Source organism: Kribbella sp. NPDC055110 (assembly GCF_053607525.1).
Window position 1 is genome coordinate 1 of the sequence record NZ_JBSGTS010000054.1, and the last position, 16,236, is coordinate 16,236.

Annotated in this window: 17 protein-coding genes; 6 read left to right on the plus strand and 11 right to left on the minus strand. The window is 68.9% G+C overall.

Features of this window, described 5'->3' with window-relative positions; all coding sequences use genetic code 11:
• Nucleotides 1–486: 486 nt before the first annotated feature.
• From ACWF0M_RS37635 to ACWF0M_RS37645, 3 genes are all read left to right on the plus strand, one after another.
• Nucleotides 487–1,242, plus strand: a complete 756-nt coding sequence (locus ACWF0M_RS37635; RefSeq protein ID WP_452240569.1) for an LLM class flavin-dependent oxidoreductase — start codon at nucleotides 487–489, stop codon at nucleotides 1,240–1,242.
• A 132-nt stretch (nucleotides 1,243–1,374) separates the two neighbouring features.
• Nucleotides 1,375–2,379 (plus strand): LacI family DNA-binding transcriptional regulator, encoded by a 1,005-nt coding sequence (locus ACWF0M_RS37640; protein WP_452240555.1) that lies wholly within the window; start codon nucleotides 1,375–1,377, stop codon nucleotides 2,377–2,379.
• Between the two features lie 44 nt (nucleotides 2,380–2,423).
• Nucleotides 2,424–5,102, plus strand: coding sequence for a glycogen debranching protein (locus ACWF0M_RS37645; protein WP_452240556.1), 2,679 nt, complete (start codon nucleotides 2,424–2,426; stop codon nucleotides 5,100–5,102).
• A gap of 455 nt (nucleotides 5,103–5,557) precedes the next feature.
• On the opposite strand, the gene ACWF0M_RS37650 is transcribed toward ACWF0M_RS37645, so the two are convergent.
• The 10 genes from ACWF0M_RS37650 to ACWF0M_RS37695 form a co-directional block, all read right to left on the minus strand.
• Nucleotides 5,558–6,322 (minus strand): hypothetical protein, encoded by a 765-nt coding sequence (locus ACWF0M_RS37650; RefSeq protein ID WP_452240557.1) that lies wholly within the window; start codon nucleotides 6,320–6,322, stop codon nucleotides 5,558–5,560.
• Nucleotides 6,319–7,215, minus strand: a complete 897-nt coding sequence (locus tag ACWF0M_RS37655; protein WP_452240558.1) for an ATP-binding cassette domain-containing protein — start codon at nucleotides 7,213–7,215, stop codon at nucleotides 6,319–6,321. Before ACWF0M_RS37655 ends, ACWF0M_RS37650 begins: the two co-directional genes overlap by 4 nt.
• Complete coding sequence (locus ACWF0M_RS37660) at nucleotides 7,215–7,577, minus strand: GntR family transcriptional regulator (protein WP_452240559.1); 363 nt, start codon at nucleotides 7,575–7,577, stop codon at nucleotides 7,215–7,217. Before ACWF0M_RS37660 ends, ACWF0M_RS37655 begins: the two co-directional genes overlap by 1 nt.
• Before the next feature lie 93 nt (nucleotides 7,578–7,670).
• Nucleotides 7,671–8,402: a GOLPH3/VPS74 family protein gene (locus ACWF0M_RS37665; RefSeq protein ID WP_452240560.1), complete on the minus strand. Its 732-nt coding sequence runs from the start codon at nucleotides 8,400–8,402 to the stop codon at nucleotides 7,671–7,673.
• A complete protein-coding gene (locus tag ACWF0M_RS37670) occupies nucleotides 8,395–8,604 on the minus strand; it encodes a hypothetical protein (RefSeq protein ID WP_452240561.1) in 210 nt (69 codons plus the stop codon). Before ACWF0M_RS37670 ends, ACWF0M_RS37665 begins: the two co-directional genes overlap by 8 nt.
• A 7-nt stretch (nucleotides 8,605–8,611) precedes the next feature.
• On the minus strand, nucleotides 8,612–9,511 hold the full coding sequence (locus ACWF0M_RS37675) for an SPFH domain-containing protein (RefSeq protein WP_452240562.1): 900 nt from the start codon (nucleotides 9,509–9,511) through the stop codon (nucleotides 8,612–8,614).
• Between the two features lie 161 nt (nucleotides 9,512–9,672).
• Entirely contained in the window at nucleotides 9,673–10,371 is a 699-nt protein-coding gene (locus ACWF0M_RS37680) for an aminotransferase class IV (RefSeq protein ID WP_452240563.1), read from the minus strand.
• Entirely contained in the window at nucleotides 10,368–11,726 is a 1,359-nt protein-coding gene (gene pabB, locus ACWF0M_RS37685) for an aminodeoxychorismate synthase component I (RefSeq protein ID WP_452240564.1), read from the minus strand. The genes ACWF0M_RS37680 and pabB overlap by 4 nt, the downstream gene beginning before the upstream one ends.
• Nucleotides 11,727–11,767: 41 nt before the next feature.
• Nucleotides 11,768–12,547 carry a class I SAM-dependent methyltransferase gene (locus ACWF0M_RS37690; protein ID WP_452240565.1) on the minus strand — a complete coding sequence of 260 codons (780 nt, stop codon included), beginning with the start codon at nucleotides 12,545–12,547 and terminating at the stop codon, nucleotides 11,768–11,770.
• An 81-nt stretch (nucleotides 12,548–12,628) separates the two neighbouring features.
• Nucleotides 12,629–13,342, minus strand: a complete 714-nt coding sequence (locus tag ACWF0M_RS37695) for a metal-dependent transcriptional regulator (RefSeq protein WP_452240570.1) — start codon at nucleotides 13,340–13,342, stop codon at nucleotides 12,629–12,631.
• A gap of 99 nt (nucleotides 13,343–13,441) precedes the next feature.
• Between ACWF0M_RS37695 and ACWF0M_RS37700 the strand changes: the two genes are divergently transcribed.
• Genes ACWF0M_RS37700 through ACWF0M_RS37710 form a run of 3 tightly spaced genes read left to right on the plus strand, consistent with a single transcriptional unit; the run spans nucleotide 13,442 to nucleotide 15,749 of the window.
• Nucleotides 13,442–13,837: a GntR family transcriptional regulator gene (locus tag ACWF0M_RS37700; protein WP_165546354.1), complete on the plus strand. Its 396-nt coding sequence runs from the start codon at nucleotides 13,442–13,444 to the stop codon at nucleotides 13,835–13,837.
• On the plus strand, nucleotides 13,834–14,712 hold the full coding sequence (locus ACWF0M_RS37705) for an ABC transporter ATP-binding protein (RefSeq protein ID WP_452240566.1): 879 nt from the start codon (nucleotides 13,834–13,836) through the stop codon (nucleotides 14,710–14,712). Before ACWF0M_RS37700 ends, ACWF0M_RS37705 begins: the two co-directional genes overlap by 4 nt.
• Nucleotides 14,709–15,749, plus strand: coding sequence for an ABC transporter permease (locus tag ACWF0M_RS37710; protein WP_452240567.1), 1,041 nt, complete (start codon nucleotides 14,709–14,711; stop codon nucleotides 15,747–15,749). The genes ACWF0M_RS37705 and ACWF0M_RS37710 overlap by 4 nt, the downstream gene beginning before the upstream one ends.
• Here ACWF0M_RS37710 and ACWF0M_RS37715 read toward each other — a convergent pair.
• The coding region (locus ACWF0M_RS37715) for an amino acid permease (RefSeq protein WP_452240568.1) at nucleotides 15,715–16,236 on the minus strand (522 nt) is incomplete at its 5' end. The two genes, ACWF0M_RS37710 and ACWF0M_RS37715, sit on opposite strands and share 35 nt — an antisense overlap.

The following is a 16,236-nucleotide window of genomic DNA, read 5'->3' on the forward strand; positions in this document are numbered from 1 at the left end:
CAGTGTCCGGGTTGTCCGGGTTGTCCGGGTTGTCCGGGTTGTCCGGGTTGTCCGGGTTGTCCGGGGCATTGGGGGGATTGGGGGGACTGGGGGACTGGGGAGGATCTTCTGCCCTGATCGGGCAGGGTTCCTCCCCGCTCACCTGAGTCTCGCTCCGCGCCACGCCCGGTAACCCGCCCTGCCGGCGTGGTGGTGAAGGGGGCGGGGGCGGCACCCGCTCAGACGCCGCCGGGAGCCACGCTCCGCAGGACGGCACGGCCAATCGATGACCCCACACATGCGTCACAAGAGCCTATCCCCCCGCGTTGACTGGGCCCAGGGGGCGGGGTTGTCGGTGGGCCGGGGTTGTCGGTGGGCCGGGGTTGTCGGTGGGCCGGGGCCGGCGGTGGTCCTGGCCGGCGGTGGGCGGGGGTTGTCGGTGGGCGGGGGTTGTCGGTGGGTGGCTTTAGGGTTGTGTGGGTGAGGTTTTCGGTGACGGTGGGGGCGGTGGGGGTTGGGCGGGATCCGCGGGGGTTGGCGGAGCTTGCCCGAGTGGTGGAGGACAGTGGATGGGACGGGTTGTTCTTGGAGGATTACCTGGTCTATCAGGGGGATGCGTCGCGGCCGACGTATGATCCGTGGATTTGTCTGGCGGCGATGGCGATGCGGACCGAGCGGATTCGGATCGGGACTACTGTTACGCCGTTGCCTCGGCGGCGGCCGTGGAAGGTGGCGGCGGAGGCGGTGGCGTTGGATCGGCTGTCCGGCGGGCGGATGATCCTCGGCGTCGGGATCGGGGATCCGGGTGATCCGTTCCTGGAGCGGAAGAGTCCGCGGGTGCTCGCGGAGATGCTCGACGAAGCGCTCGCGATCATCGACGAGCTGTGGACCGGGCGGCCGGTGAGCTTCGGCGGGAGGCACTACACGTTGAAGGACGCGCAACTGACGGCGCGGCCGGTGCAGGAGCCGCGGATCCCGATCTGGGTAGGAGGCAACTTTCTGGTGCCTGCCGTACGGCGGCGGATCCTTCGCTGGGACGGGTCCTGCGCGTACAAAGGCAGCACGGACGCACCCCAGCAAATCACCCCGGACGACGTCCGCGCGCTACGAGCGGACAGCCCTAGGGATCTCGACGTGAAGGTGAGCGGTGGGGACCCGGCCGCGTTCGCCGAGGCGGGGGCGATGTGGTGGGGCCGATGGATCCCGCCGCTGTCCGTCGCGGAGACGCGAGCCATCGTCGAGCAAGGACCCCCGGCAGGCTGACGCCGTACGGCGCGACGCAGGCGACGCAGGGTGACGAAGGCGACGGGTGAGATGTTGAACCGTTGACACCGCGACCGCCTCGGGGGAGACTGCCGATGTTTTTAACGTTCAAAACCCCCGTGGGAGGTCGCTGTGGCTACTTTGAAGCAAGTTGCCGCCCACGCCGAGGTCTCTGTGCAGACCGTATCGAACGCGTTGAACGCCCCGCACCGGCTGCGCGCGGACACGCTCGAGCGCGTGAACCGTTCGATCGAACTGCTCAACTACCGGCCCAATCGTAACGCGCGCAGTCTGCGCACCAGCGCGGTCGAGCTGATCGGGTACTGCGTGCCGAGCTGGCCGAACCAGACGCACCTGGTGATGGACCAGTTCCTGCATGCCCTCTGCGGCGCCGCGGAACGCACCGGTCGGCACATCCTGCTGTTCACCGCGCCGGGTGGCGTCGACGGTATGCCGACGTACGACGACCTGCATGCGCGCCGGATGGTCGACGGGTTCGTCCTGTCGCAGACCGAGACGCACGACCCGCGGCACGGCTGGCTGAAGGACCAGGACATCCCGTTCGTGAGCTTCGGCCGGGTGTGGAAGGAAACCACGCAACCCGGTCCGTGGGTGGACGTCGACGGCGCGGCCGGCTCCGCGACGGCGGTCCGGCATCTGTACGACGGCGGCCGCCGCCAGATCGCGTTCCTGGGCTGGCCGAAGTCGTCCGGGCTGGGCGAGGACCGCGTCGGCGGCTGGCGTGATGCGTGCAAGGATCTCGGTCTGCCGACCACCGGGCTGACCGTCCGATGCCGTGAGGACAGCATCGAGGAGGGCGCCCGCGCCACCGCGCGGCTGCTCGACACCGGCCGGGCCGTCGACGGGATCGTTGCCCTGAGCGACATTCTCGCGCTCGGCGCGCTCCGCGAGCTGAACCGCCGTGGCCTCACCCCAGGCCAGGACGTCGGCGTCACCGGGTTCGACGACTCCCCACTCGCGGAGGTCGTCTCCCCCGGCCTGACCAGCCTCCAGCAACCGATGGACCGGATCGCCGAAGAGCTGATCACGATCCTGACCGGCTCCGGCAACGGGAGCCCGATCGAACGCCTGTTGCGGCCAGAACTGGTGATCAGGGGCAGCTCGGCCCCTGGCTGATTTTCGGCGCTTCTCCCCGGGCGCCGCGAGAAGGAGGAACCGCCATGACTCCCTATCCGACCAACCGAAGTAGCTCCGCCCCGCCCCGCCGGAAACCGGTACGCCGGACCGCCGGCATCACGCTGCTCGCCACCGCAACGATCCTCGCCGGCACCGCCTCCGCCCTGGCCGGCCCTTCCACCGCCGGGTCGTCCACCGCCGGCTCATCCACGACCGAATCCACGATCGCCTCCGCATCGGCCGCCGCGTCCGAGCTCTCCGAGACCACACGTCTCGCCGACCGCCGTTCGCTCGTGGTCGGCGACCGGGCCTACGCGATGGGCGACGAGTCCGGTCTCTACCCCGCCGCCGGGTGGCACATCCGCGGCGAGATGGGCGGCTTCTGGTCGCAGCCGATCAAGCTGCTCGACGGCATCTGGTTCGGCCTCGACGGGAACTGGCTCGGCAAGCAGGTGCCGGCCGCGAAGTACACCAGCGGCCACGGCTACAGCCGGATCGACTACTCCGGTGCCGTGAGCGTACGCCGTACCGACTTCGTCCCCGACGGGATCCGCGCGACGCTCGTCGGACTCACGCTCAGCTCGAGTACGGCGAAGACGGTCAAGCTCGACGTCGACGCGCACTCGGAGCTGATGCAGCCGTATCCGTGGGGCTGGACCACCCCGAGCGCCGCGGACGCGAACCTGCCCGACACCGGCGACTTCAGCGACGGCGCGCTCCGGTTCCAGGATCAGGGCACCCCGAAATACGCGAACGCGACACCGCACGACTACGCCGCGTTCGTCGGATCGTCCCTGCGTCCGACGGGCCACGAGCTCGGCCAGGACTACCGCGGTCCGCAGAGCCCGGCGGTGACCTGCCCGGCCGACGGTACGACGCCTGCGCGGTGCGACGACTCGCTCGTCGGAAAGGGTACCGGCGGCCGGCTCACGTACGACGTACCGCTGGCGCCGGGTCAGCGGAAGACGATCTGGTTCGCCGTGGCCGGATCGGATCAGGGCAGCGGGGCCGCGGCACGCGAGTACGGCAAGGCCTTGAGCGACCCGGACAAGTTGCTGCGGGCAAAGACCGCCGCGCGGCAGCAGATCGACGCGCAGTCCGCAGTGGACCTTCCTGGCGACCGTCTACTGCAGCAGAGTGTCGAGTGGAGCAAGCAGAACCTCGCGGACTCGGTCCAGGAGGCGCGCAACCTGCAGATCCGGGACGTGAACGAAGGCAAGGACTACCCGGCACCGGTCGGGTCTGTGTCCGCGGCGCGCTGGTTCGGCGCCGGTTTCCCGGACTACCCGTGGCTGTTCGCGACCGATGGTGAGTACACCGCGTTCGCTGCGGTCGCCGCCGGTCAGTTCGACACCGTGAAGGAACATTTGCGGGCCCTACGCGACGTCAGTGACCTTCTCAACAACCGCAGCGGCAAGGTCGCGCACGAGGTGACTCCGACCGGCGACGTGTACTTCGGCTCGAACCAGAGCGCGGGCAACACCGACGAAACGGTGAAGTTCCCGAGTACGGTCGCACTGCTGTGGCGGTGGACCGGTGACAACAAGTTCCGCGACGAGATGTACGACTTCAGCGTCCGGAACCTGCAGTACGTCTACAAGAACCTCGACAAGGACGGCGACGGCTGGCCCGAGGGCCTGGCGAACGTCGAACGCAACGGCATGGGCGTCGAGAAGCTCGACAGCACCGTGTACCTCGCCCGCGGCCTGCGGGACCTGGCCGACCTCGCCGCGTCGAAGCACGACACGAAGGTGCAGCAGTGGGCGACCGGTCGCGCCAACGACCTCGAGTCCAAGTTCGAGGCGCAGTGGTGGGTGTCGGCAGCGAAGGGGTACGCCGACTCGGTCGACGACCCGGCCAACCCGGCGAACGACAACACCCCGATCTTCCAGCGGCACTGGATCGGTGTCACGCCGATGGAGGCGGTGCTGACCCGTCCGGGCCAGACGTCGCCGCTGTCGTCGGCCGAGCACGCGAAGACCGCGCTCGACCAACGCGAAACGTCCTGCTACACAGGGGAATTCGGTCTCTTCCACACCGGCAGCGGCCCGACCTCCGCCGAGGGCGGCAACCGCGGCGACGCCTGCGACCCGATCGTTTCCCAGGTCCAGAGCGAGCGCACCATGTTCGGTCTGAACACGTCGATCATGGCGGTTGCGGAGGGCAACTTCGGCCGCCTGGGCACGAAGCAGCAGCAGCGGTACACGACCGGCAACGCGCGGATTCAGCTCGACCCGTCGGTCTGGGAGACACCCGGTGCGATGCCGGAGATCGCTCCGTCGCCGGATTCGCCGGCGAACATCGGCCGGCCGTTCTACGACCGCTCGATGACGCTGCAGGCGTGGGGCGCGTACGGCATCCTCTGGCCGGTGGTCCACCAGCAGCTCGGCGTCGATCCCGATCTGGGCCACGGGCGGATCGCCGTCGTACCGCAAATCCCGGAAGGTCAGCAGAAGGTGGCCGGAAGCAACATCCGGGTCGGTCGCGGTACGGTTGACGTGTCGGCGCGCCTTGCAGGTAAGGCGTTGTCGACCGAGGTGACCGCGAAGGGCGTCGGCGCGGCGCTCACGGTCGGCGCCGTACTGCCGACCGGTGCGAAGGTGCAGAGCGTGACGGTCGACGGTCACGCAGCGCAGTACAAGCTCGTGAATACGAGCCGTGGGACGGAGGTTCAGGTGCCGGCGCGCGGTGCGCACACGGCACTGACGATCACGCTCAAGTGATTGAACGAAAAGAGCAAAAGCAAACAGCCCCTCGCTTCGCTCGGGGTTGTGGGTGGAGCCGGCCGGTGCGCAACCGTTCTGCGCATCGGCCGGCTTTGTCATGCCCGGAATCCGGTACTGCGCAGTCTTGGTGGGAAACAGAAGGCGGGCCCCTCCGAGTATGAGTCGGAGGGGCCCGCACAGCTGAAGGAAGGTGACGTCTCCAGCTTCCCGATACGGGTCCGTGGAGGCCGGCAGACCCCGTCACCGGTCTACCTCGGTGGGGATCCCCACCGCGAGGGCCCTCGGTTTCCGTTCGACCCGCCGCTCCGATCGAAGCAACGTGTCGACCTTTCTACCGCTGTCGGCAGGCCCCGCACAACCCTTTCCAGGCAACAGTTTCGGTCGTCCACAGTGATTCCGCGGCCATCCACAGAAACCGTCCAGGTTATGCACACCCCCTGTGTATAACCACGTCAACCCTTCGGTGGTTTGACTGCCATCGGGTACAGGAGCCGGTACCCGGCGTACACGCCGAGCACACTGACCACGAGAACCGCGGGTACGGCGACGGCGAGTGGTGGACGGTGGTAGCCGATGTTGTTCAGCACGTCCGCGAGCCACTGGGCGACGAGCAGGAACTCGGCCGCCGCCGCGGGCACGAGGGCGAGCGGCAGCAGCAGGATGCCGCGCCAGAATCCGAACCGGACGAACGTGATGCCGAGCAGCCAGCCGGTCACCTCGTGGGCGATGATCATCAGGAAGAACTCGGCGAACACCAGCCCGACCTGCGACGTACTCGTAAACAGGTGCGGGTTGGTCAGTTTGGCGGGCCAGTCCTGCCACGCGTACAGCGCGTGTTCCAGCTGGTAGACCAGAACCCACAGCAGTGCGCTGGCCGCCGCGGCGCCGGTGAGATAGATGCCTGCGGCAACCGAAATCATGCGGCGGGTGATTCCCTGGGAGATCAGCAGCGCGAAGTACGCCGGGGTGATGGTGATGCCGACGGCCATCGAGAAGTACTTCGGCGACTGGGTTCCGTAGTCCCACGCGCTGGTGGTGACGCCGTTGGACAGGAGCTGGAAGACGATGCCCATGAGGAACAACGCGAAGACCATCACCGCCCAGTAGCCGAGCAGCATCGGCCGGAGACCGATCGCCAGCGACCGCAGCACGTGCTTGAGCCGATGCCAGTCGGTGACACCGCGCGGCAGCGCCCTGGTCTGGACCGCCGTACTCATGATTTGGCTCCCGTGAGGTGGACGAAGAGGTCCTGCAGGCCGACCGGGCCGATCTCCAGGCCGGCTGCGGTCGCCTGGGCGAGCAGCACCGGGTCGAGGTCGCCGAGGACCGTGGTCGACTTGGTGCCGCCGAGCCGCTCCTCCGCGAGCACGGTGAAGCCGGCAGTGAACTCGTCGACGGCCGCGGCCGGGCCGACGATCGAGGCGCCGCGACCGCGGAGCGCGTCCACCGGCGACTGGGTGACGAGCCGGCCCCGGTCGAGGATCACGACCTCCTCGAGCATCGTGCTCACCTCGCTGACCAGATGGGTGGACAGCACGATCGTGCGCGGCACCTCGGTGTAGTCGGCGAGCAGCATGTCGTAGAACAGGTTCCGGGACGGGACGTCCATACCCAGGTAGCTCTCGTCGAAGATCGTCAGCGGAGCACGGCTGGCGAGGCCGATGACGACACCGAGAGCGGACTTCTTACCGCGGGAGAGCTTCTGGATCTTCTTGTTCAGCGGGACCTCGAAACGGTCCAGGAGGTCGCCGGCGAGGTCGGCGTCCCAGTACGGGCGCAGCGCCGCAGCGAGCCCGACCGCGTACTTGACGGGTACGGCGTCCGGACGGTCACCGGACTCGCGGATCAGGCACACCCGGCTCGTCACGACCGCGTTCTCGTACGGCTCCTGCGCCGTACCGAGGTCGCCGCCCTCGATCAGCACCCGGCCCTCGTCAGGCCGCCGGAAACCGGCCAGGGTGGCAGCGAGCGTGCTCTTGCCGGACCCGTTCCGGCCGAGCAGCCCGTGGATCTTCCCCGGCGCGAGCCGCAGATCGAGCCGATCCAGCGCGGGCACACCGGCGAACCGGACCGACAGATCGTCGGTCCTCACAGTCAGGGCGGCGGTCATCAGGCTTCTCCGTAGCTGCGGACGTGCTGGACGATGTCTTTGAGGGGGATGCCGATCGCTTTGGCCTCGCGGATCATCGGGTCGACGACGTCGGCGAAGAACGAGTCGCGGCGGCCGGTGCGGAGCAGGTCGCGGGCGTTCGGCGCGACGAACATCCCGATCCCGCGCTTCTTGTACAGCACACCGTCGTCGACCAGTTGGGCGAACCCCTTGGCGGCGGTGGCCGGATTGATCCGGTAGAAGGCGGCGTACTGGTTGGTCGACATCACCTGCTCGTCCTCGGCCAGCGCGCCGGACACGATGTCGTTCTTGATCTGCTCGGCGATCTGCAGGTAGATCGGACTCCGGTCGTCGAACACCATCCACCACCCCCTCTCCCCATCCCCGCCCGAGCGAAGCGAAGGGCGGATATTCGGTTCGTTACTTGAGTAACGAACCGTAGCTCCTGGCCGGGGTCACGCCGAGTTCTGCGACTGCTGGAGCGACTTCTTCAGGGCCGGTGCGACGGGACCGACGCGGACCGCGAGCTGGGCCAGGCGATCCTTGTGCCGGGCCCGCTGCTCCTTCGTGACGACCGTGCGCAGATCCGCCGTGGATGCGAGTACGACGACGGCGGCGTCGCGGAGGTCCACGCGCGAGACGAGCCGGGACGGTCGCAGGGTGTCGCGGGCGCTCTGGAGGAGATGGCGGCGTACCAGCGGGTGGCGCAGCGTGATGCGAGCCGCCGGGAAGATGCCGAGGACGCGATGTGGCTCGACCTTGATCAGGTGCGCGCGAGCGAGCTCGTCACGGACCTGACGAACGGCCGCACCACCCCGCCGATCGATCCAGTGCCGCCACCGCCGCGGCCCCACCGCCCGCAACTCCTCAAGCACCGCCGCCACCACCGGATCCATCGGCACCGACCGCGTTCCGGGCGTCGTGACCCGCGCGCGCCCGCCGTCGTCGTCGATGTACCCGTTGAGCTGCAGGTCGACGAGCACTGCCGCGCGCAGCACCTTCCCCAACTTCGACCGGGCAGTCAGCCGACCGCGCTCCGGATCGTAGGCGAGCAGAAAAACCCTTGCAGCCAAGGAGTCCGGTGCAGCTGCGTTGCCGAGTGCAACTGTCTTGCGGGGTCGGGCCGGTCGCCTGGCCGACATCGAGCGTTCCGGCCGCCGGAGCGGCGTCACCACAGCTCTACTCATCGTTGTCCTCCTTGGACGGGCGCCCCGGGCGGCGTTGCTTGGTCACACCGGTCGGGAGGCGGCCGGCGTCGGCCAGGGCGCGGCGGAGCAGGTACTCGATCTGGGCGTTCGTGCTGCGCAGGTCGTCGGCCGCCCAGCGGGCGAGCGCGTCATGCACCGCAGGATCCAGCCGCAGCAGGATCTTCTTGCGTTCGACAGGCACTGCGAACTCACTGGTAGAGCGAGCCGGCGTTGACCACCGGTTGGGCGTCGCGATCGCCGCAGAGCACCACCAGCAGGTTGCTGACCATCGTCGCCTTGCGCTCCTCGTCGAGCTCGACCACCTCGTGCTCCGACAGCCGCGCCAGCGCCAGCTCGACCATGCCGACCGCACCTTCGACGATCCGCTGCCGGGCCGCGACCACCGCACCGGCCTGTTGGCGACGCAGCATCGCCTGGGCGATCTCCGGCGCGTACGCGAGGTGCGTGATCCGGGACTCGATCACCCGGACACCTGCCGCGTGCACGCGGGCGCCGATCTCCGCCGACAGCGTCTCGGTGATCTCGTCGGTACTGTCCCGCAGCGACAGCACACCGTCGTCCGTGTGTACGTCGTACGGATAGCTGTTGGCGATGTGCCGTACGGCGGTCTCGGTCTGGATCGCCACGAACTCGACGAAATCGTCCACCTCGAACATCGCCTGCGCGGTGTCCTCGACCTGCCACACCACGACCGCGGCGATCTCGATCGGGTTGCCGTCGGCATCGTTGACCTTGGCAACGGCTGTCTCGTGGTTGCGGATCCGGGTCGAGACCTCGCGCCGCGTGGAGATCGGGTTCACCCAGCGCAGACCGTCCGTCCGGATCGTCCCGGCGTACCGCCCGAGGACCTGCAGCACCCGGGCCCGCCCCGGCGACACCGCGGTCAGCCCGGCGGCGACGATCAGCGCGGCCAGGATCACCACGATCCCCAGGCCGATCAGTACGCCGTCGCCCGCACTGAGCACGAACAACAGCACGCCGACCACCGCCAACACCAGCGCGAGCGCCGCCATCGGCCACCCGTTCAGCCCTCGCCCCACGCGCTCGGTCACCTTCGGCGCCGGCATCTCCACCGCGACATCCACCATCACAAGCTCCTCTCGAATAGCTCAAAGGTAGCAAAGTGATATCACATTTGCAAGACGGGTGTGCATGCTCGACAGGACATGTCCGTCGATCGAGCGGAGTTCCGGGTCAGCGCAGGCGGGGAGTGGCCGGCGGTGGACGTATACGTCCTGTCGAGCTGCAGCTATGGCAGGCGGGTGGCCAGGGATTCGAGGTGGGACTGCCAGAGGGCGGCGTGGGAGTTGGGGAGGGGGTCGATCGCGGACGGGCCCCAGGCGTGGATGGGGCGGATGCCGTGCAGTGCGTTGACCAGCCAGGCCTCGGTGGTGTTCTGCAGCTCGTCGGGCGTGATCGGGTGCTCGGCGACCTCGATGCCCTGGGCGGCGGCGATCCGGCGGAGCAGCTGAGCCGTGACCGAAAGGAGCAGCGGGCGGTCCGGCTCCGGGAAGCAGAGGGTGTCGTCCTCCCACCACGCGACGGCCGAGTACGCCGCCTCGAGGACCGTCCCGTCGGTGTCCAGCAACAGGATCTCGTCGGCACGGTCCGCCGCGGACTCCTTCAGCTTGCCGAGCAGCTCCAGATCCGGCCCCTTCACCCGCGGCGCCGTCCGCGGATCCGGTCCCTGGTGTACGGCGACCCGCACCCGGCCACCGATCGGCGGCGCGGGCCGCAGCTGCACCGCGAGCTCACCGGAAGCGCGCAGCTCGAACCGCGGGAACCACCGCCCGAACCCGGGCAACCGCCCGATCTGCTCGTCCCAGAACCGCTCCGCGGGCACCCCCGCCGCGGCACACGACCGGACGAACCGGTCCCGGTGCAGCTCCAGCCCCCGAACCTTGCCATTGGCAACCAGAAACGAATCCGCCACCAACAGTTCCGTCATTCTCCCCCACCCAATCCCTGTCGCCTCTGTCCGCCGACGGCAGCCGTTGCCTTCAGCACCATTTCGTCGTACTCCGCGACCGGGTCGGAGTCCAGCACGATCGCACCCCCGGCCCCGACCACGGTCCCGTCCGGCGTCAGCACCGCCGTCCGGATCACCACACTCAGGTCCGCCCGCCCGTCCACGGTGAGGTAGCCGAGCGCACCGGAGTACACCCCCCGCGCACTCCACTCCAACGAGTCGATGATCTCCATCGTGCGGATCTTCGGCGCGCCCGTCATCGACCCCGGCGGGAAGCATGCGCGTACGGCGTCCACCGCGGTCACACCGTCGCGCAGCCGACCGCGTACGGTCGTCACCAATTGGTGCACGGTGCGGTAGCTCTCGACCTGCATCAGCTGCGGCACGTTCACGGTCCCCGGCACGCTGACCCGGCCGAGGTCGTTGCGGATCAGGTCGACGATCATCAGGTTCTCGGCGCGGGTCTTGTCGTCCTCGGCCAGTGCCTTCGCGGCGAGCTGGTCCTGCGCCGGGTCGAGGTCGCGCGGCGCGGTCCCCTTGATCGGCCGGCACTCGGCCCATCCGTCCGCATCGACGGTCAGGAATCGCTCGGGCGACGAGCTCGCCACGGCGAGATCGCCGTACCGGAGGAAGGCGGCGTACGGCGCTGGGTTCGCGGACCGTTGCCAGCGGAAGAACTCGAACGGGTCCTGGACCGCGGGCAGCCGGACCCGGTTCGTCAGGTTGACCTCGTACGACTGGCCCGCCTCGAGTTCGGCCAGGACACGCGCGATGCCGGCCAGGTACGTCGCGCGATCCTGCTCCAGGTGCGCCTCGAGATCCAGCCGGGCGATCCCGGGTACGTCGACGCTGCCCATCCACCAGTTCGACGCGGCCTCCTCGGCCCGGTCCAGCCAGTCCTCGCCGTCGCCGAGGGCCACCAGGTAGGTGAGGTCCCGGTCGTGGTCGATGACGACGAACCGGTTCGCCCAGATCCACAGCGCGTCCGGCGTCGGAGCCTCGTGCGCCGCTACTCCCCCGGTCAGCGCCTTCAGCTCATAGCCGAAGTACCCGACGTACCCACCGCAGAACAGCCCGGCGAGCTCGGGCGGGGGCTCCGCGGCTCGTGCGGCCAACAGCTCGTTCAGCTCGGCGAAGACGTCGCCGTCGGTCACGTCGCGGGTGATGACGTCTTCTGTCGTCGTACCGAGGATTGAAATCCTGCGGGCTGCGCGGTCGGTCAAGCTGCCGTCGAGCCAGTAGGCGACCGGCTCGGCGGCCAGCAGCTCGCGGTAGACCGTCTCACCGTCGAGCGCCCGGTCGAGCGTCCTCACGGACCAGCGCAGCGCACTCACCGATACACGGTACCGAGCCCGTGCCGATTCTTGGGCGCTGGTCAGGACGTGGTGAGCGCCACCTTGGTCCGCATCGCGGTGATCCGGCGGATCGGGATCGCGACCTCGAGCCCGTCCTTGGACTCGGCGCGGTCCGCGAGCCAGGCCGCGGCGGTGTCCCTGCGGACATCCGGCGTACCGGGGAGGTAGAGGGCGTTCACCAGCCGCATCGCGTCGTCGCGGCTGCGGATCATGTACACGTACCGCTCGCGCTGGCTCTCCATCACGTCGAACCCGGCGTGCTTCAGCTGATCCTTCAGCTCGGTGATCTCACCACCGGCGGGGAACTGCGGCGTTGACCGCAGCCGCGTGGTCAGACCGCTCAGCGTGCGGATGTCGCCGCGCCGCAGCGGCCGTACGGCGGGCACGATCGCCGCCAGTACGCCGCCCCGCCGCAGCACCCGTGCCGCCTCGGCGAGCACGTCCGGCAGCGGCTGCAGGACCATCAGGCCCATCGAGCACGTGACGACGTCGAAGACCTCGTTCGCGAACGGCAGGTGCAGCGCGTCCGCCCGTACCTTCGGACCGGGCGCACCGGCGAGCTGGGCCGCGTTGTTGTCGACCCCGACCACCCACCGCCCGTACAGCTCCCGCGCGACCGGCCCGTTGCCGCAGGCGAGGTCGAGCACCCTGCGGGCCTCGCCGGAGACAGCACGGACGAGCCAGCGGTACGGCGTGTGGTCGCCGGCCACCGCACGTGACAACAGGGCTTCGGTACTGCCCGGTGCCGCGGTGTGGAACTCCCGCAGGTACTCCGGCCAGTTGATCGCATTCTCAGACATCGCGGCCCGAACCTACCGGCTGGCGACCCGGCGTGCCCCGCCGGGTGCTCAGCGTTAACGCATTGTTGACTGTGTTGGCCGTCAGACTCTGCTGACGAAGATGTGGCCTGCGGTTTCGTCGGTGATGACGCCGCCGGCTTCGCGACTCCCGACCAGGACGCCCTCGGCGTCCAGGGTGGAGTCGACCTCACGGCCGGGCAGTGCCCCGGCGCGGCGCAGCACCGCCATCGCCAAGTCGTCGGTCTGCACCGGCTCCGCGATCCGCCGTACCAGCACCCGCACGCTCTCCCCCGTGGCCGCGTCGAGCACCTGGTCCAGCGGCTCGACCCCGATCCGGAACTCCCCGATGTCGCTGACCTGGTGGTCCTTCTGGAGCTCCTCGAGGCCCGGGATCGGGTTCCCGTACGGCGATTCGGTCGGGTTGCCGAGGATCTGGAGCAGCCGCAGCTCGACCGCGTCGCTCATCACGTGCTCCCAGCGGCACGCCTCGGTGTGCACGTCCTCCCACTCGAGCCCGATCACGTCGACCAGCAGCCGCTCGGCCAGGCGGTGCTTGCGCATCACCCGGACCGCCTGCTTGCGGCCGACGTCGGTGAGCTCCAGGTGGCGGTCGCCCTCCACCTTGATCAACCCGTCACGTTCCATCCGGGCGACCGTCTGACTGACCGTCGGACCGGACTGGTGCAGCCGCTCGGCGATCCGAGCGCGCAGCGGCAGGATGCCCTCTTCTTCCAGTTCGTAGACGGTCCGCAGGTACATCTCGGTGGTATCGATCAGCTCGCTCACGACAACCATTCTCACCTATTGAGGCAAGCCTTACCCAATCCCGCGCTCTTGACGGACATTTGCGTCATACCTCTATAGTGCTAGTTACCTAGATGAATGGGGTTACGGATGATCGAGTTCCATCTGGACGGGCGGTCGGGGGTCTCGCCGTACCAGCAGATCGTTCAGCAGGTCCGGAACGCGTTGCGGCTCGGGCTGCTGCGGGAGGGGGACCAGCTGCCGACCGTGAAGGACGTGGTGGCGGCGCTGGCGATCAACCCGAACACGGTGCTCAAGGCGTACCGCGAACTGGAGCACGAGGGCCTGGTGCAGGCCCGTCCCGGGCGCGGGACGTTCGTCACCCGCACCCTCACCGACAACACCCTCGCCGCCCACGGCCCGCTCCGCCAGGATCTGCGCCGCTGGCTGGCCAAGGCGCGCAAAGCCGGCCTCGACGACGAAAGCATCGAGGCCCTGTTCCTGACCACCTTTCGGTCCGCCTCTCAGGAGGAGCACATAGCATGACGAGCGTTCTGCAGGCCCATGGGCTGGGGAAGAAGTATGGGCGGCGCTGGGCGCTGACCGATTGTGATCTGGAAGTGCCGGCTGGGCATGTGGTCGGGCTCGTGGGGCCCAACGGGGCCGGTAAGAGCACGTTGCTGAATCTGGCGGTCGGGATGATCACGCCGTCGGCCGGGTCCGTCGAGGTGCTCTCGGCGCCGGCGGGAACGCAGCAGGCGAAGGTCGGGTACGTCGCGCAGGACACGCCGACGTACAGCCGTTTGAGTGTCGCGGACCATCTGCGGCTCGGGGCGCGGCTCAACCCGGCGTGGGACGATTCCTTTGCCCAGCAACGGATCCAGCGCTTGAAGCTCGACCCGAAGCAGCGCGCGGGGCGGCTCTCCGGTGGTCAGCGCGCACAGCTCGCGCTCACGCTCGGGCTGGCCAAGCGGCCCGATCTGCTGATCCTCGACGAGCCGGTGGCGGCGCTCGATCCGCTCGCCCGGCGCGAGTTCCTCCAGGACCTGATGGAGGCGGTCGCCGAGCAGGAGCTGAGCGTCGTACTGTCGTCGCACCTCGTCTCCGACGTCGAGCGGGCCTGCGACTACCTGATCGTGCTGGTGGATTCGCGGGTGCAGGTCAGCGGCGAGATCGACACGTTGCTGGCGTCGCACGTCCGGCTGACCGGTCCGCGCCGGGACCAGAAGGACCTGCCGCGCGACCAGCATGTCGTGACGGCGAGCCACACCGACCGCCAGTCGACGTACCTGATCCGGACCGACAAGCCGATCCTGGATCCGGCCTGGACGGTCTCCCAACTCACGCTCGAGGACCTCGTCCTGGCCTACATGGGCCGCGACGTCCAGCCCGAGCGCCCGGTCCTGGAGGTACAGCGATGATCTGGCTGACCTGGCGACAATTCCGCGTCCAGTTCCTGGTGGTCGCGTCGGTGATCGCGGCCGCCGCGATCTTCCTGGCGGCGACGGGTCCCGGCCTGCTCGACGACTCCCGCCAATTGGCCGGCAACTTCATCAGCAGCCTCGCGGCCCATCCACTCCAGATGTGGCTGTATCGCATCGGGCTGATCCTGCTGTACGCCGTACCACCGGCGATCGGCGGGTTCTGGGGCGCGCCGCTGGTCGCTCGCGAACTCGAGAGCGGTACCCATCGGCTGGTGTGGGGTCAGAGCATCTCCCGGACGCGCTGGCTGGCGGCCAAGGTCGGGCTCACCGGGCTCGCCGCCATGGCGATCACCGGCCTGCTCAGCCTCGCGGTGACGTGGTGGTCGGATCCGATCGACGACGCGATCAACGCCGGCCAGGACTCGAACGACTACCTGCCGCGGATGTTCCCGCCGACCTTCGCCGCTCGCGGGCTCGTGCCGATCGGGTACGCCGCGTTCGCGTTCGCGTTCGGCGTCGCGGTTGGTCTCGCGGTACGTCGTACCCTCGTCGCACTCGCCGTCACGCTGACTGTGGTGATCCTCGTCCAGGTGTTCACGCCGGTGTTCCTCCGGCCGCACCTGATGGCACCGACAGAGCAGAACATCGTCCTCACCAAGGACAACGTGCGCGGCTTCATGATGTCCGGCGACCAGAAGAATCCGACACTCAGGCAACTGGAGGTGGCGAGCGGGTCGGTCGGGGCCTGGAAGTTCTCCGACAAGACCCTCGACAAGTCCGGGAAGGAAGTCAGCTCCCTGCCGGGATGGGCGGTCACGTGTGCACCACGAGACCCGAACGGCCCGGTCCGCACTCCGGAAGAGCAGGACGCCTGCTACCAGCGGCTCGCGGACGAGGGCTACCACCAGCACATCAAGTTCTTCGCGGCGGACAAGTTCTGGGCACTGCAGTGGCGCGAGTTCGGGTTCTTCCTGGCGCTGGCGTTGCTGCTGAGCGGGTTCAGCTTCTGGCGGATCGGGCGCGACCTGTCGTAAAGCGCCGTACCAGAAGGGCTGCGGCGAGGAAGGCCGCGGCGACGACCGCCGACGTCCACGGGAGGGTGACCGCGAGGACGACGCACCCGGTCAGGCCGATCACGTTCACGGCGCGCGGCCAGCGGCGCTGATCGGCCGGCTGGGTGAAGGCGGAGGCGTTCGCGATCGCGTAGTACAGCAGGACGCCGAACGACGAGAAGCCGATCACACCGCGGAGATCAGTGGTGAGTACGAGGATCCCGACCACCACCGCGAGCGCGAGCTCGGCGTGGTGCGGGACCTGATAGCGCGGATGTACGGCGGCCAGCCAACTGGGCAGGTCGCGATTGCGGGCCATGGCGAGCGTGGTGCGGCCGACGCCGGCGATCAGGGCGAGCAGGGCGCCGAGGCTGGCGAGGGCGGCACCGATCCGGACGACCGGTACCGCCCAGACCGCACCGACCCCGTCGACCGCGGCCGCGGGGGGCGCCGCGGGCGGCGCGGGGTC

Coding starts and splice junctions, on each gene's coding strand:
- ACWF0M_RS37680 (WP_452240563.1), bottom strand. CDS start 10,371: ATGACGGAACTGTTGGTGGCGGATTCGTTTCTGGTTGCCAATGGCAAG.
- ACWF0M_RS37700 (WP_165546354.1), top strand. CDS start 13,442: ATGATCGAGTTCCATCTGGACGGGCGGTCGGGGGTCTCGCCGTACCAG.
- ACWF0M_RS37705 (WP_452240566.1), top strand. CDS start 13,834: ATGACGAGCGTTCTGCAGGCCCATGGGCTGGGGAAGAAGTATGGGCGG.
- ACWF0M_RS37675 (WP_452240562.1), bottom strand. CDS start 9,511: ATGGTGGATGTCGCGGTGGAGATGCCGGCGCCGAAGGTGACCGAGCGC.
- ACWF0M_RS37710 (WP_452240567.1), top strand. CDS start 14,709: ATGATCTGGCTGACCTGGCGACAATTCCGCGTCCAGTTCCTGGTGGTC.
- ACWF0M_RS37695 (WP_452240570.1), bottom strand. CDS start 13,342: ATGGTTGTCGTGAGCGAGCTGATCGATACCACCGAGATGTACCTGCGG.
- ACWF0M_RS37660 (WP_452240559.1), bottom strand. CDS start 7,577: ATGGTGTTCGACGACCGGAGTCCGATCTACCTGCAGATCGCCGAGCAG.
- ACWF0M_RS37655 (WP_452240558.1), bottom strand. CDS start 7,215: ATGACCGCCGCCCTGACTGTGAGGACCGACGATCTGTCGGTCCGGTTC.
- ACWF0M_RS37690 (WP_452240565.1), bottom strand. CDS start 12,547: ATGTCTGAGAATGCGATCAACTGGCCGGAGTACCTGCGGGAGTTCCAC.
- ACWF0M_RS37650 (WP_452240557.1), bottom strand. CDS start 6,322: ATGAGTACGGCGGTCCAGACCAGGGCGCTGCCGCGCGGTGTCACCGAC.
- ACWF0M_RS37645 (WP_452240556.1), top strand. CDS start 2,424: ATGACTCCCTATCCGACCAACCGAAGTAGCTCCGCCCCGCCCCGCCGG.
- ACWF0M_RS37665 (WP_452240560.1), bottom strand. CDS start 8,402: ATGAGTAGAGCTGTGGTGACGCCGCTCCGGCGGCCGGAACGCTCGATG.